This window comes from Microbacterium candidum (assembly GCF_030315975.1).
In the GTDB taxonomy this organism is placed as follows: domain Bacteria; phylum Actinomycetota; class Actinomycetes; order Actinomycetales; family Microbacteriaceae; genus Microbacterium; species Microbacterium candidum.
On record NZ_JASXSZ010000002.1, the window covers coordinates 432,036 to 444,964 of the forward strand.

The window sequence follows — 12,929 nt, forward strand, 5'->3', positions numbered from 1 at the left end:
TCACTGGCACTGCGTGGCGTGCGTCTTGGTGCAGATGTCGCGGATGAGGTCGTAGTACTTGTCGTCCACCGGGCTCGTCGCGTAGAAGACGCTGCGGAAGCCGTCTGTGTCGGCGCCCTTGATGCCCGCGGCGACGATCTGGTCGATCGTGACGTTGCCGAGGGCCTTCTCGACCTGGGCCTTCTCGTCTGCGGGCAGCGCGTCGGAGACCGTGATCGGGGCGCCGGGGACCTTCGTCTTCTGGATGACGGTCACCTTGGCCGACTTCGCGACCTCGCTGTCCTCGGCGAAGCCCGCCTCGCACTCGGTGCCCTCACCGGTCTTCTGCACGCTGATGTCGTGCTTGCCGGCGAAGACGGGGGTGACGTCCTTCTGCGGGTCGATGCCGGCCTTCAGCAGGTTGTACGACGGGAAGAGGTAGCCCGAGGTCGACGACGGGTCGACGAAGCAGACCTTCTTGCCCTTGAACCCGGCGAGGTCGGTGATCGAGCTCCCCTTGGGGACGATCGCCTCGGAGTAGTAGCCGGGCTCCTGGCCCTTCTCGGTGATGATCGACGAGATCGGAGTGATCTTCGCGCCGTTGTTCTTCGCCGTGACGTACGTGAAGCCGGAGAACGACGCGACGTCGACCTTGCCGGCGACGGCGGCCTCGATGAGGGCGGCGTAGTCGGTCGACTCCTTGTACTCGACCTTCTTGCCGGTCTCCTTGGCGAGGTAGTCCATGAGCGGCTGGTAATTGGTCTGCGTGTCGGCGGAGTCGGGGACGACGCCGAAGACGATCGTGTTCGCGTCGACCGCGTAGGCGGGCTTCGCGGACGCCGTGGACTCGGCGGCACCGGCCGACGACGTGCAGGCCGAGAGCGTGAGGGCGAGCAGGGCCGTGCCGGCGAGGGCGACGGGCGCGAGACGGGCTCGGAGGTTCATGACAGCCTTTCGGGTGGACGGGAGGAACCGGCATCCACTCTGCGGCCTCCGCGACCGACATGTATACCTAAGTACGGACTGTTCAAAGGCTGTTCACCTGGGTTACGAGTTCGTGACGCAACTTCCCGGGGCATGGATGGCGAAGTAGTATTCCTATGTGTCCGAGATGGTGTACAAGCAGATCGCCGACGATCTGCGTCTCCGCATCTCCTCCGGCGAGCTCGCGCCGGGCGACGTCGTGCCCACCGAGGGCCAGCTGGCCGAACAGTGGCAGACGTCGCGCGGGCCCATCCGCAACGCTCTCGCCGAGCTGCGGACCGAAGGGCTGATCGAGACCGCGCGCGGCCGTCCCGCGCGAGTGGCGTCCCGCAAGGCGGGGCAGGCGGTGGATGTCTCGATCCCGTTCACCCGCTGGGCGAGCGACCTCGGAGCTGCGCCGGGTGCGCAGACGCAGGAGCTCACGCTCCGCCGAGCATCCGCATCCATCGCCGCCGAGCTCGAGATCGCCGAGGGCGAGCTCGTGGTGGACGTCGTGCGGCTGCGGCTCCTCGACGGGCGACCCACGATGCTCGAGCGCCTGACGTACATCGAGTCCGTCGGGCGGCTCCTCTTCGACGCCGATCTCGATGCGGTGTCCATCACGGATCTCCTCGCCGCGCACGGCGTCGTGACCGCCGACGTCGACCACGAGATCGACGCGGTCGCCGCCGACGATCTCGACGCCGCACTCCTCGGGCTGCCGCCGGGCGCACCGCTGCTGCGCCTCCATCGCGTGGCGAGGGATGCGGCCGGCCGCACCTTCGAGACGTCCGACGACCGCTACCGCAGCGACATCGTCCGCTTCACGGTCGCCGCCCCCGGCCCGCGCCTGCGGTGACCGACGTCGCTCGTTGAGCGGGCGACGCGGTGTGCTTCCGAGACCAGCCCACAGATCCCCTGCGGGTCGTTGAGCGAGCGAGGAACGAGCGAGACGAAACGCGGTGGGCTTCCGACAACAGCTCACCAGATCCCCTGCGGGTCGTTGAGCGAGCGAGGAACGAGCGAGACGAAACGCGGTGGGCTTCCGAGAACAGCTCACTGCGTTTCGTCTCGTCGCTGGCGCTCCTCGCTCAACGACCCGCGGGGGGGTCAGCGCTGCTTCTGCACCAGCACCGCCACCGTGCGTGCGGGCACCGAGACGGTTCCGGATGCCGCATCCCACGTCGTGGTCTTGACGACCGGGTCGGAGCCGTGCGCCTGCGCATCCACGAGCTGGAAGTCGCGGCCCTGCAGCGAGCCGATCGTCTGCGTCGTCGCGTTCGGCGACGCGTTGAAGACGACGAGCGCACCCTTGAGCGCCGGGTCGACGTCCGGCCCGATCAGGTCGTTGATGAGCATCACCACGACACCGGGCGTCGCCTGCGCGCCGCCGTTCGGGAACGACACCTTCTGCCGGATGAGATCGGCCGACCCCAGGCGCAGAAGCGCGACCTGCGAGCGGATGCGCAGGAGATCCATGGCACCTGCATCCGCCGCCTTCATGTCCGCCGGGCCCGGCTTCAGCGCGGGGTCGGCGAGCAGCGGCGCCATGATCGGCCATTTGTCCTTGTTGTCCGCCGCCGGCGGGAGGCCCGAGCCGAACGTGTTCTGCTGGCCGGTCCAGTCGATGCGGTTGAACCAGTCGCCGGAGTTGTAGCTGTTGCGGTCGAGCGACTTCGAACGGAGGAGCTCGGTGCCGGCCTGCCAGAACGACGGCGTCTGCGACAGGGTGACCGTCGCGAGCTGCAGCGTGTTCATCCGCACCCGGTCGGCCATCGACGTGTTCCGCGGCAGCTTGAACACCGAGAGGTCGTACAGCGTCTCGTTGTCGTGCGCGTCGACGTAGTTGACGACCTCGTCGGGCTGGTCGGCGTAGCCTGCGGCCTGCCCGTTGTAGTCGATCTGCGAACCCTGCTTGACGCTGCCGTCCGAGGTCAGGAACGAGTACGACCGGAGGTTGCCGGCGAGCCCGAGCTTCACGAGGTCGGTGTCGTGGCCGAGTGCCATGAGCTGCTGCGCAGCGGAGCCGTTGATCGCGTCGCCGTTGGGGTCTGTCGCGAGGCCCGTTCCGAAGCCCTGGACGAAGGTCGAGCCTCCGTCGACGGGGCTGCCGCCGTGCACGGCATCGCGCAGCCGGTCGTTGAACGTGCCGATGCCGGTGCCGCCGAGCTGCCCCTGCGTCGCCTGCTCGAACAGTGCATTGTTCGCGACCTCGCCGAAGTTCCAGCCCTCGCCGTACAGGTAGATCGCCTTGCCGTCGACGCCGTCCTTCTTGAGCGTCAGGGCGTCCAGGGCCGACCGGATCGCCAGCATGTTGGCCTTGGACGCGTGCCCCATGAGGTCGAAGCGGAAGCCGTCGACCTTGTACTCCTTCGCCCCCAGGACGACGGAGTCGACCATGAGCTTCTGGGCGACGGCGTGCTCCGTCGCGACGTTCTGGCAGCAGGTCGAGGTCTCGACCGCGCCCGCCGCATCCAGTCGCTGGTAGTACCCGGGCACGACCTGGTCGAGCACGGAGGTGGATGCCTCGCCTGACGCCGCGGTGTGGTTGAAGACCTGGTCGAGCACGACCTGCAGCCCCATCCCGTGCAGTGCGCCGACCATCTGCCGGAACTCCAACGTGCGCGATCCGCCGTCGGGGTCCACGGCGTAGGAGCCCTCGGGCGTCGAGTAGTGGAACGGGTCATAGCCCCAGTTGTAGCCGTCGGTGTCTGCCTGGGCCATGACGCACGCCTGCTGGTCGGGGGATGCCGGGCCCATCGCCGCGAGGTCGCAGTTCGGGGTCGTCTGCTTCGAGCGGTCCTCCTGGATCGTCGCGAGGTCGAACGACGGCAGCAGGTGCACGGTGTTGATGCCCGCGGAGGCGAGTTCACGCAGGTGCTTCGTGCCCGCGCTGTCCTCGGTGAACGCGGAGTAGGTTCCGCGCTCCGCCGCCGGCACCGTCGTGTCGCCGATGGAGAAGTCGCGGATGTGGAGCTCGTAGATCGTGTGGTCGACCGGCTTCGCGACGACGGGAGACGGAGTCTTCCGCCACTGCGCGGGCTGCCAGTTCTGGTCGTCGAGGTCGACCGCGACGGAGCGCGTCGAGTTCGTGGTCAGGGCGACCGAGTACGGGTCGGTGACCCGGTTGGTCTCGATCTTCCCGGTGGTCGGCGCGTAAACGGCGACCTCCCACAGGTATTCGCTGCCCTTGAGCGGCGCCTTCGCGGCGACGGTCCAGACACCGGATGCGGCATCCCACCACGCCGCGTGGCGTGCCGGTTCGCCGGTCGCACCGGGCGCCCACGTCAGCAGCGTCGCGGTCTGCGCCGTCGGCGCCCACAGCCGGAACGTCGGCTGAGCGCCCTGGAAGGTGACGCCGAGGCCGGTCTTGCCGACGCCGGGCGCGTACAGATCGTCGAGCACGCCCGGGATCTGCACGCCGGTGAACGCGGAGAGCGCACCCGAACCGTCGCGCTGCGCGACGCGCAGCTGGCCCTTCAGGAGCTTCGCGACGGAGGCACGGTCCTGGCCGTCGACGTGCAGCGCCGTGTAGCCGGCGAGTGCGGGGAAGGTCGCCTTCTGTGCATCCGTGAGTCCGCCGGCGGTCTTCGTCAGCGAGACCGGGTCACCGCCGCCGGTGACCGCGCCGTCCTTCGCATCGAGGGAGGCGGACGTCGAGCTGTAGAGCTGCCACGTGGCCGCGGCATCCTGCGATCCGAGGTTCGCCGGCCACGCGATGGTGGATGCGTCGACCCACTGGGCGCGCGACTCCCCGAGGCCGGGCAGCGGCGGGTCGGTCACGATGATCTGCAGCACATGGGTCGCGAGGGTGTAGCGGAACGCGACCATCTTCCCGCCGGTCACGCTGAAGGTCAGGTTCGCCCCGCCGGCGACGCCGTCGGCGCCGTAGTTCTCGTTCCAGCTGAGATTGTGGGCGACCTTCACCTGGTACGACCCCGTCGGGATCTGATCGGTTGCGAACTCGTACACGCCGTCGTGGTCGCCGTCCGACATGAGGGTCGCGAGGCAGTCGGGCGCCCAGTCGGCGGCGCACCCGAGGCTCGCGTCGAACGAGCCGGGGAGGGTCACGATCGGGCCGTCATCCGTCGTCTGGGCGATGCCGGTGCGCGGGTCGAAGTAGAACGTGACCGGGCCGCCGGGGTGCGTCAGCGCGATGTTCGCGCCGCCGGGTGCGCCGTTCGCGCCGAAGTTGACGGTCCAGCTGCCGTCGATCGCGATCTTGTACTGGTAGCTGCCGGCGGGGAGCGTGAACGTTCCCGCCCAGATGCCATCGGCGCGCTTCGCCAGCTGCGCGGCGGTGCAGTCGGGCTGCCAGTCGCCGGGACATCCGATCTTCGAGTCGAGGTCGCCGGCGACCGTCACGGTCGAGTACGACGGGGTCGTGGATGCCGCCGCCGGGGACGCAGCGGGGGCGATCGCGACGAGTCCTCCCGTAAGGGCGAGGACGGCGGTTGCGGACAGGGCGAGCGCGCGCCACGCGCGACGGAGTTGCTTCGACACTGAGGCTCCTGGGGGGATCGGTTCCTCAGGAGGCTAGCCCGCAGATGCAGCAGACCGCAAGCGCTTACATGGCTTGTTCTTAACGTTTCCTTGACGCACTGTCATAGCCAGTTCCCAGAATCGCAAGCGCTTCCAGCATCCCGTGCGGGTCGTTGGACGAGCTCGCGAGTGGAACCGCAGCCAGCCGATCTCGTGACGTCACCACGTTTCGTCTCGGTCGTTCCTCCCTCGCTCAACGACCCGCGAGGAGTCACCGTACGGGTCGTTGAGCGAGCGCAGCGAGACGAAACGCAGCTCACCCGTGCCGGTCGTTGAGCGAGCGAAGCGAGACGAAACGCAGAAGACGAAACGCGGTGAGCCGATCTCGTCACGGTCACCGCGTTTCGTCTCGGTCGTTCCTCCCTCGCTCAACGACCCGCGAGTCGCTCAACGACCGATGGTCATCAGCCGGCGGCCTCCGCAGGGCGGTCGACCGTCGCCGCGAAATCCGGGACGTAGCCCTCGATGTGCCGCTCGTCGACGCCGTTGTACTCGGACAGCGGGCGGATGAGGGCGTTGGACGCGGCCTGCTCCATGATGTGCGCGGTCCACCCGGTGACACGCGCGGCGACGAACAGCGGCGTGAAGGTCAGGGTGTCGAAGCCCATCAGGTGGTACGCCGGGCCCGACGGGTAGTCGAGATTCGGGTAGATGCCCTTGCGAGAGACGAAGTCGGCCTCGAGCGTGTCATAGAGCTCCGCGAGCTCCTGCGCGTCGTAGTGCTCGACGAGCGTGTCGAGCGCGGCCTTCATCGTCGGGACGCGCGAGTCGCCGTGCTTGTAGACGCGGTGGCCGAAGCCCATGATCTTGCGCTTCGACGCGAGCGCCTCGTCCAGCCACGGCCCGACGTTCGACGCCGTCCCGATCTCGTCGAAGATGTGCATGACGGCCTCGTTGGCCCCGCCGTGCAGCGGGCCCTTCAGGGCGCCGATAGCACCGACGACCGCGGAGTACAGGTCGGCCGTCGTCGACGCGATCACGCGCGCGGTGAACGTCGACGCGTTGAACGAGTGCTCCGCGTACAGGATCATCGACACGTTGAACGCCCGCGCGACGACCGAATCCGGCTCCTCGCCGAAGGTCATCCAGAGGAAGTTGTGCGAGTAGTCGAGGTCGTCGCGCGGCTCGACGATGCCCTGCCCGCGGCGACGGCGCTGGTCGTACGCGACCATCGCCGGGATCTTCGCGAACAGCAGACGCGACTTCTCGAGATCCGACTCGCGCGAGTTGTCGTAGGCAGCCGGGTCGGAGGCGCCGAGCACCGACACCGCGGTGCGCACGACGTCCATCGGGTGGGCCTCGAGCGGCAGCAGGTCGATCGCCGCGATGATCTCCGGGTCGAGCGTGCGGTGCGAGCGCTCGTACGCGACGAGCTCCGCCAGCTGCTCGTCGGTCGGCAGCTCGCCGTTCCACAGCAGGTACGCGACCGCCTCGAACGGCTGGGTCGCCGCGAGCTCCTGCACCGGGTACCCGCGGTACAGCAGCGAGTTGGTGTCGGGGTTGACCTTGCTGATCGCCGTGTAGTCGACGACGACTCCGGCGAGGCCCTTCTTGATGTCGGTCATGTCAGTCCTTCGTGATGGTGAAGTTGAAGACGCTGGTGTCGAAGCGGTTGTACTGCTCGTAGTCGATCAGATCGTAGAGGTCGGCGCGGTGCTGCATCTGGTCGAGGAGCCCGGTGAGGTGCCCCTCCTCCGTCAGCGTGTCGAGCGCGCGGCCAGCCGCGCCCATCGCCATGCGCAGCAGCGAGACCGGCCAGATGACGATGTTCACGCCGACGTCGCGCAGCTGGTCGACCGTGAAGAGATCGGACTTCCCGAACTCCGTCATGTTCGCGAGGATCGGGACGTCCACCGCCGCGCGCACCGCCGCGAACTCCTCGAGCGTGCGCATCGCCTCGGGGAAGATCGCATCCGCCCCCGCGTCCACGAGCGCGCGGGCGCGGTCGGTCGCCGCGTCCAGCCCCGACACCGCGCGGATGTCGGTGCGCGCCATGACGAGGAAGTTCGGGTCGCGACGCGCGTCCACGGCGGCGCGGATGCGGCCTGCCGCCGTGCCGAGGTCGACGACCTCCTTGCCGTCGAGGTGCCCGCAGCGCTTGGGGTTGACCTGGTCCTCGATGTGGAGGCCCGCGAGCCCCGCATCCTCGAGCGTCTGAACGGTGCGGGCGACGTTCATCGGCTCGCCGAACCCGGTGTCCGCGTCGATGATCGCCGGGAGGTCTGTCATCCGGGCGATCTGCTGACCGCGAGCGGCGACCTCGGTGAGCGTCGTCAGGCCGATGTCCGGGAGCCCCATGTCGGCGGACAGGACGGCGCCGGAGATGTAGACGCCCTCGAACCCCTTGCGCTCGATGAGCCGCGCCGACAGCGGATTGAACGCACCGGGGAACCGGAGCAGCTCGCCGGTGGCGAGCCGCTCGCGGAACGCCCGGCGCTTCTCATGCGCCGGCACCTGGGAGTACAGCATCAGAACAGGCCCTTGGGCGCCGGCGCGAGGGCCAGCACGCCGAGCTTCGCGACGATCGACAGCTCGCGCACCTCTTCGGGGGTGAGCTCGGGCAGGCGCTGGGCGAGCTCGAGGAAGCGCTCGATCTCCTCGGCCTCGAGCACGGGCTCGGCGAGCGTGCGGAACTTCCGGATGTAGTCCTCACGGGCGAACGGGCGCGCACCGAGCGGGTGGGCGTCGGCGACGGCGATCTCGTCGACGAGCTCGGTGCCGTCGGCGAAGTGGATGACGACGCGGCCGCCGAACGCCTTCTCCGCCGGGTCCTCCGAGTGGTAGCGGCGCGTCCACTCCGCGTCCTCGGCCGTGGTGATCTTGTTCCACAGCGCGACGGTGTCGGGTCGTCCGGCGCGCTCGGGCGCGTACGAGTCGACGTGGTGCCACGCGCCGTCCTGCAGGGCGACCGCGAAGATGTACGGGATCGAGTGGTCGAGCGTCTCGCGGGATGCCGTCGGGTCGTACTTCTGCGGGTCGTTCGCGCCGGAGCCGATCACGTAGTGCGTGTGGTGCGACGTGTGCAGCACGATCGACTCGATGTTCGGGATGTCGACGCCCTTGTTGTGGAGCTTGCGGGCGAGGTCGATCCACGCCTGCGCCTGGTACTCCGCGGAGTGCTCCTTCGTGAACGAGTCGAGGATCGCGCGCTTGGGCTCGCCTTCGGCGGGCAGCGGCACGTCGTACGAGGCGTCGGGACCGTCCAGCATCCAGGCGACGACGCCGTCCTCGCCCTCGTAGATCGGCGACGGGGACGTCTCGCCGCGCATGGCCCGGTCGACCGCCTCGACGGCCATCTTTCCGGCGAACGCCGGGGCGAAGGCCTTCCACGTGGAGATCTCACCCTTGCGCGACTGTCGGGTGGCGGTCGTGGTGTGCAGCGCCTGCCCGACCGCCTGGTAGATGGTCTCGGCGTCGAGGCCGAGGAGCGTGCCGATGCCCGCGGCCGCGGACGGGCCGAGGTGCGCGACGTGGTCGATCTTGTGCTTGTGCAGGCTGATCGCGCGCACGAGGTCCATCTGGATCTCGTAGCCGGTCGCGATGCCGCGCACGAGCTGCGCACCGCCGAGGCCGACGTGCTGCGCGACCGCGAGGATCGGCGGGATGTTGTCACCCGGGTGCGAGTACTCGGCCGCGAGGAACGTGTCGTGGTAGTCGAGCTCGCGCACGGCGACGCCGTTGGCCCACGCCGCCCACTCCGGCGACGTGCGGCGCTCGAGGGTGCAGCCGAAGATCGTGGCGCCCTCGCCGCCGACCGAGACGGGGTGGTCGAGCGCCTGCTGGCGCGCGGCGCTCACGGGCGCGCGCGTGAGGGATGCGGCAGCGACGGAGGCGTTGTCGATGACGCGGTTGATGATCATGTCGACGACGTCGGCGTCGACCTCGACCGGGTCCGTCGCGACGCGGGCGATCGTCCAGGCGAGCTGGCCTTCGCGGGCCAGGTTCTCGTCGCTGCGATGCACGCGGAGGTGGTGCGTGACGGTCATGATGCTCCTTCGTTCTTCGAGCTTGTCTTCGGCGGATGTCGGGCGGGTCAGGGGGTGGTCTCGATGGCCGGGGCGTCGAGGATGCTCGCGAGCGCGTTGTGCAGGTGCACGTGCGTCGCATGGGCTGCGAGATCAGCGTCGCGCGTCGCGATCGCCTGCGCAATGAGGCGGTGCTCCGCGACGGACGCGGCGAGCCGCTCGGGCTTGTCGCGCGCGAGTCGGCGGACGCGCACGAGGTGGGTGCGGACGGTACGCAGGGCGGCGGCGAGGTACGCGTTGGATGCCGCGGCATCCACCTGAGCGTCGAAGTCGGCGATGAGGGCGTAGTAGTCGTCCGCGGCGCCGAGGTCCGTCGAGGCGAAGGCGGACGCGAGCGCGGCGAAGGCTGCCGCATCCCCTCGGGTCGCCGCGATGCGGACGGCGGTCTCCTCGAGCGCGCGCCGCAGTTCGAACAGGTCGCGGATGTCGTCCGCGGCGAGGTCTGCGACGACCGTGAGCCGCGGCGAGATCTCGATGACGAGGCCGTCGGCGGCGAGGCGTCCGAGCGCTTCGCGGACGGGCGTGCGGCTGACGCCGAGGCGCGCCGCGAGCTCGACCTCGGCGAGGGCGGCCCCGGGCGCGAGCGCGCCGGACTGGATCTCGTCGAGGAGCGCGCGGTACGTGCGGTCGCTCGCCCTCATGTGCACCCCCCTATTCACACCGACGTCAGTGTATACACATCTCACTCCTGAATGCCATTTGAGGGGCGATCTGGCCCGGACCGTATACAGATGCGACATATCGGCCGACGTCGAAACGCACCCGTAAGGATTTCGTTTAGAACTTTCACAAGTTCCTGAAATCGGTGTACTCTCACGTTCATGACCACAGTCATCCGCACGAGCGGACTCACCAAGCACTACGGCCGTGTGCACGCACTCGACGGCCTCGATCTCACGGTCGACGACGGTCAGGTGCATGGATTCCTCGGGCCCAACGGCGCCGGGAAGACCACGACCATCCGCATCCTCCTGGGCCTGGCCCGCAAGACCGGCGGGGAGGTGAACGTCCTCGGAGAGGAGCCGTGGCACAACGCGCCGCGCCTGCACAAGCGCATCGCGTACGTCCCCGGCGACGTCAGCGTCTGGCCGAACCTCTCCGGCGGCGAGGCGATCGACTTCCTCGCGCGCCTGCGCGGCGTGAAGACGAAGGATGCGGCGTACCGCGTCGAACGGGAGCGGCTCATGGCCGCGTTCCAGTTCGATCCGCGCAAGAAGGGGCGCGCGTACTCGAAGGGCAACAGGCAGAAGGTCGCGCTCATCGCGGCGTTCGCCGTCCCCGCCGACCTCTACATCCTCGATGAGCCGACGAGCGGTCTCGACCCGCTCATGGAGGTCGTGTTCCGCGACGAGGTCGAGCGCCTGCGCAAGGCCGGCGCCACGATCCTCCTCTCGAGCCACATCCTCTCCGAGGTCGAGCTCCTGTGCGACCGGGTCAGCATCATCCGCGCGGGGAAGGTCGTGGAGTCCGGCACGCTCGCGGAGCTCCGCCACCTCACCCGCACCGAGGTGTCGTTCGAGGCCGTCGACGACTCGGCGTTCGCCGGCATCCCGCAGGCGCACGACGGCTCGATCGAAGAGGGCCGCGCCCGGTTCACCGTCGACAGCGACGCGATTCCGGCCGTCCTGCCACTGCTGGCGCAGCGCAACGTCACGGGGCTCCGGATCGAGCCGCCCTCGCTCGAGGAGCTGTTCCTGCGTCACTACGGCGACGATCTCGCGGCGCTGCGCGCCGCCGAAGAGGAAGACGGCACGCGCGCCTCGCGCCGGGTCGCCGTGAAGGAGTCGAGATGAGCGCACTGCTCCGGCAGCGGCTGCGCCGCGACTGGCTGCAGCTGCTCCTCTGGATCCTCGGCACGGTCCTGCTGGCGTTCTCCGGCTACGCGGGGGTCACCCAGTCGTACGGCACCCACACCGACCGCGTACAGGTGCTCGCCGCCGTCATGGCGAACCCCGTCATCATGATGTTCCGCGGTCTGCCCTCCGGCGCCTCGGAGGGCCAGTTCGTGGCGTTCGAGATCCTGCCGTGGCTCACGATGCTCGCCGCGTTCATGAGCATCTTCCTCGCGGTGCGCCACACGCGCGGCGATGAGGAGGCAGGCCGCTCCGAGCTCGTCGCGGCGACGCCCGCGGGCCGCTCGCTGCCGACCGTCGCGACGCTCATCCACGGCGTCATGGCGAACGTCGTGCTCGGGGTGCTCGTCGCCGCGGCCCTCATCGGATCGAAACTGGATGCGGAGGGCTCCTGGCTCATGGGTGCGGTGTCCGCGACCACGGGCATCGCCTTCCTCGGCATCGGCCTCATGGCGGCGCAGCTCATGCGCACGTCGCGCGGTGCGAACTCGCTCACGGTCTGGATCCTCGTCGCGACGTTCCTCATCAACGGGATCGGCAACGTCGCGGGCACGCCGAGCAACGACCTGACGCGCATCTCGAGCTCGTGGCTCGTGTGGCTCTCGCCGTTCGGCTGGGCGCAGCAGGCCCGTCCCTACGACACGAACGACTGGTGGCCCGCCGTCCTCGGCCTCGCGTTCGGCGTCGCCCTCGCGATCGTCGCGACGGCGCTGCAGTCGGTCCGCGACATGGGCGAGGGGTTCGTCCCCGCTCGTGCCGGGCGCACCTTCGCGCGACCCGCACTGTCCACCCCGCACGCGCTCGTGTGGCGGCTGACGAACGGCGGGATTATCGGCTGGGCCATCGGCGGAGCGCTCACCGGCATCCTCGCCACGAAGCTCAGCGGCCTCGCCGGGCAGGTGGCCGGGCAGAACCCCGCCGTGCAGCAGATCCTCGACAAGATCGGCAAGGCCGGGAACCTCGAGGAGACCGTCGTCTCGGTGTTCTTCACGATGCTCGGCATCCTCGCCGCGTGCGCCGCGGTGCAGATCGTCGCTCGCGCCCGCCAGGAGGAGGCGCACGGCACCGCGGAGAACGTGCTGGCGCGTCCGGTGGATCGCGTCATGTGGCTGCTCGACTACATGCTGGTCGCGACGTTCGCGATCCTCATCACGGTCGCCGCGGCCATGCTCGCCGCGTACGCCGGGCTCTCGGGGAACAAGGATGCGTCGTCCCTGTCGCACGTCGTGCTGGTCGTCGGCCTGGGGCAGGCGCTCGCCGCGTGCGTGTTCACCGTCCTGACGGCGCTCGTGTTCGTCCTGTTCCCGCGCGGAACGATCGCCATCGCGTGGTCGCTCCTGCTGCTGGCGACCATGTTCGGCCTGTTCGGCCCGCTGTTCGGGCTGCCGGAATGGACGACGAAGTTCTCCCCGTTCGCGGTCTCGCCGGTCGTCTCGAACGGTGACGTCGACCTCCGCGGGATGTGGTGGCTGGTGCTGGCGGTCGCGGTGGGGGCCGCGGCATCCCTCACCCTCATGCGGCGTCGCGAGCTGGCGTCGGACGGGTAGCGTAGACAGACAGTCTGGGG

At 69.3% G+C, this 12,929-nt stretch carries 8 protein-coding genes and 1 pseudogene; 3 read left to right on the plus strand and 6 right to left on the minus strand.

From position 1 onward, the window contains the following. Positions 1-924 (minus strand): phosphate/phosphite/phosphonate ABC transporter substrate-binding protein, encoded by a 924-nt coding sequence (locus QSV35_RS08415; protein ID WP_286288223.1) that lies wholly within the window; start codon positions 922-924, stop codon positions 1-3. 166 nt (positions 925-1,090) lie between these two features. On the opposite strand from QSV35_RS08415, the gene QSV35_RS08420 reads away from it, so the two are divergent. After that, a complete protein-coding gene (locus tag QSV35_RS08420; RefSeq protein ID WP_286288473.1) occupies positions 1,091-1,801 on the plus strand; it encodes a GntR family transcriptional regulator in 711 nt (236 codons plus the stop codon). A 251-nt stretch (positions 1,802-2,052) separates the two neighbouring features. Here QSV35_RS08420 and pulA read toward each other — a convergent pair. The 5 genes and pseudogenes from pulA to QSV35_RS08445 all read right to left on the minus strand — a co-directional run. Then, positions 2,053-5,445: pseudogene (gene pulA, locus QSV35_RS08425) on the minus strand (pullulanase-type alpha-1,6-glucosidase); the annotation flags it as partial. Between the two features lie 443 nt (positions 5,446-5,888). After that, the gene (locus QSV35_RS08430) at positions 5,889-7,049 is read right to left on the minus strand and encodes a bifunctional 2-methylcitrate synthase/citrate synthase (RefSeq protein ID WP_286288224.1); all 1,161 of its coding nucleotides are present in this window, start codon (positions 7,047-7,049) and stop codon (positions 5,889-5,891) included. Between the two features lies 1 nt (position 7,050). Further along, positions 7,051-7,953, minus strand: a complete 903-nt coding sequence (prpB, locus tag QSV35_RS08435) for a methylisocitrate lyase (protein ID WP_286288225.1) — start codon at positions 7,951-7,953, stop codon at positions 7,051-7,053. Further along, on the minus strand, positions 7,953-9,470 hold the full coding sequence (locus QSV35_RS08440) for an MmgE/PrpD family protein (protein ID WP_286288226.1): 1,518 nt from the start codon (positions 9,468-9,470) through the stop codon (positions 7,953-7,955). Before QSV35_RS08440 ends, prpB begins: the two co-directional genes overlap by 1 nt. 47 nt (positions 9,471-9,517) lie before the next feature. Then, positions 9,518-10,150, minus strand: a complete 633-nt coding sequence (locus QSV35_RS08445) for a GntR family transcriptional regulator (protein WP_286288228.1) — start codon at positions 10,148-10,150, stop codon at positions 9,518-9,520. Positions 10,151-10,330: 180 nt separating this feature from the next. Between QSV35_RS08445 and QSV35_RS08450 the strand changes: the two genes are divergently transcribed. Both QSV35_RS08450 and QSV35_RS08455 read left to right on the plus strand, forming a co-directional pair. Continuing rightward, on the plus strand, positions 10,331-11,302 hold the full coding sequence (locus tag QSV35_RS08450) for an ABC transporter ATP-binding protein (protein WP_286288229.1): 972 nt from the start codon (positions 10,331-10,333) through the stop codon (positions 11,300-11,302). Beyond that, positions 11,299-12,909: an ABC transporter permease gene (locus QSV35_RS08455; RefSeq protein ID WP_286288230.1), complete on the plus strand. Its 1,611-nt coding sequence runs from the start codon at positions 11,299-11,301 to the stop codon at positions 12,907-12,909. Before QSV35_RS08450 ends, QSV35_RS08455 begins: the two co-directional genes overlap by 4 nt. The last annotated feature ends 20 nt before the right edge of the window (positions 12,910-12,929 follow it).

Bases quoted from the DNA above. Each gene is read 5' to 3' on its own strand.
- QSV35_RS08415 (WP_286288223.1), bottom strand. From the start codon at position 924: ATGAACCTCCGAGCCCGTCTCGCGCCCGTCGCCCTCGCCGGCACGGCC.
- QSV35_RS08420 (WP_286288473.1), top strand. From the start codon at position 1,091: ATGGTGTACAAGCAGATCGCCGACGATCTGCGTCTCCGCATCTCCTCC.
- QSV35_RS08430 (WP_286288224.1), bottom strand. From the start codon at position 7,049: ATGACCGACATCAAGAAGGGCCTCGCCGGAGTCGTCGTCGACTACACG.
- prpB (WP_286288225.1), bottom strand. From the start codon at position 7,953: ATGCTGTACTCCCAGGTGCCGGCGCATGAGAAGCGCCGGGCGTTCCGC.
- QSV35_RS08440 (WP_286288226.1), bottom strand. From the start codon at position 9,470: ATGACCGTCACGCACCACCTCCGCGTGCATCGCAGCGACGAGAACCTG.
- QSV35_RS08445 (WP_286288228.1), bottom strand. From the start codon at position 10,150: ATGAGGGCGAGCGACCGCACGTACCGCGCGCTCCTCGACGAGATCCAG.
- QSV35_RS08450 (WP_286288229.1), top strand. From the start codon at position 10,331: ATGACCACAGTCATCCGCACGAGCGGACTCACCAAGCACTACGGCCGT.
- QSV35_RS08455 (WP_286288230.1), top strand. From the start codon at position 11,299: ATGAGCGCACTGCTCCGGCAGCGGCTGCGCCGCGACTGGCTGCAGCTG.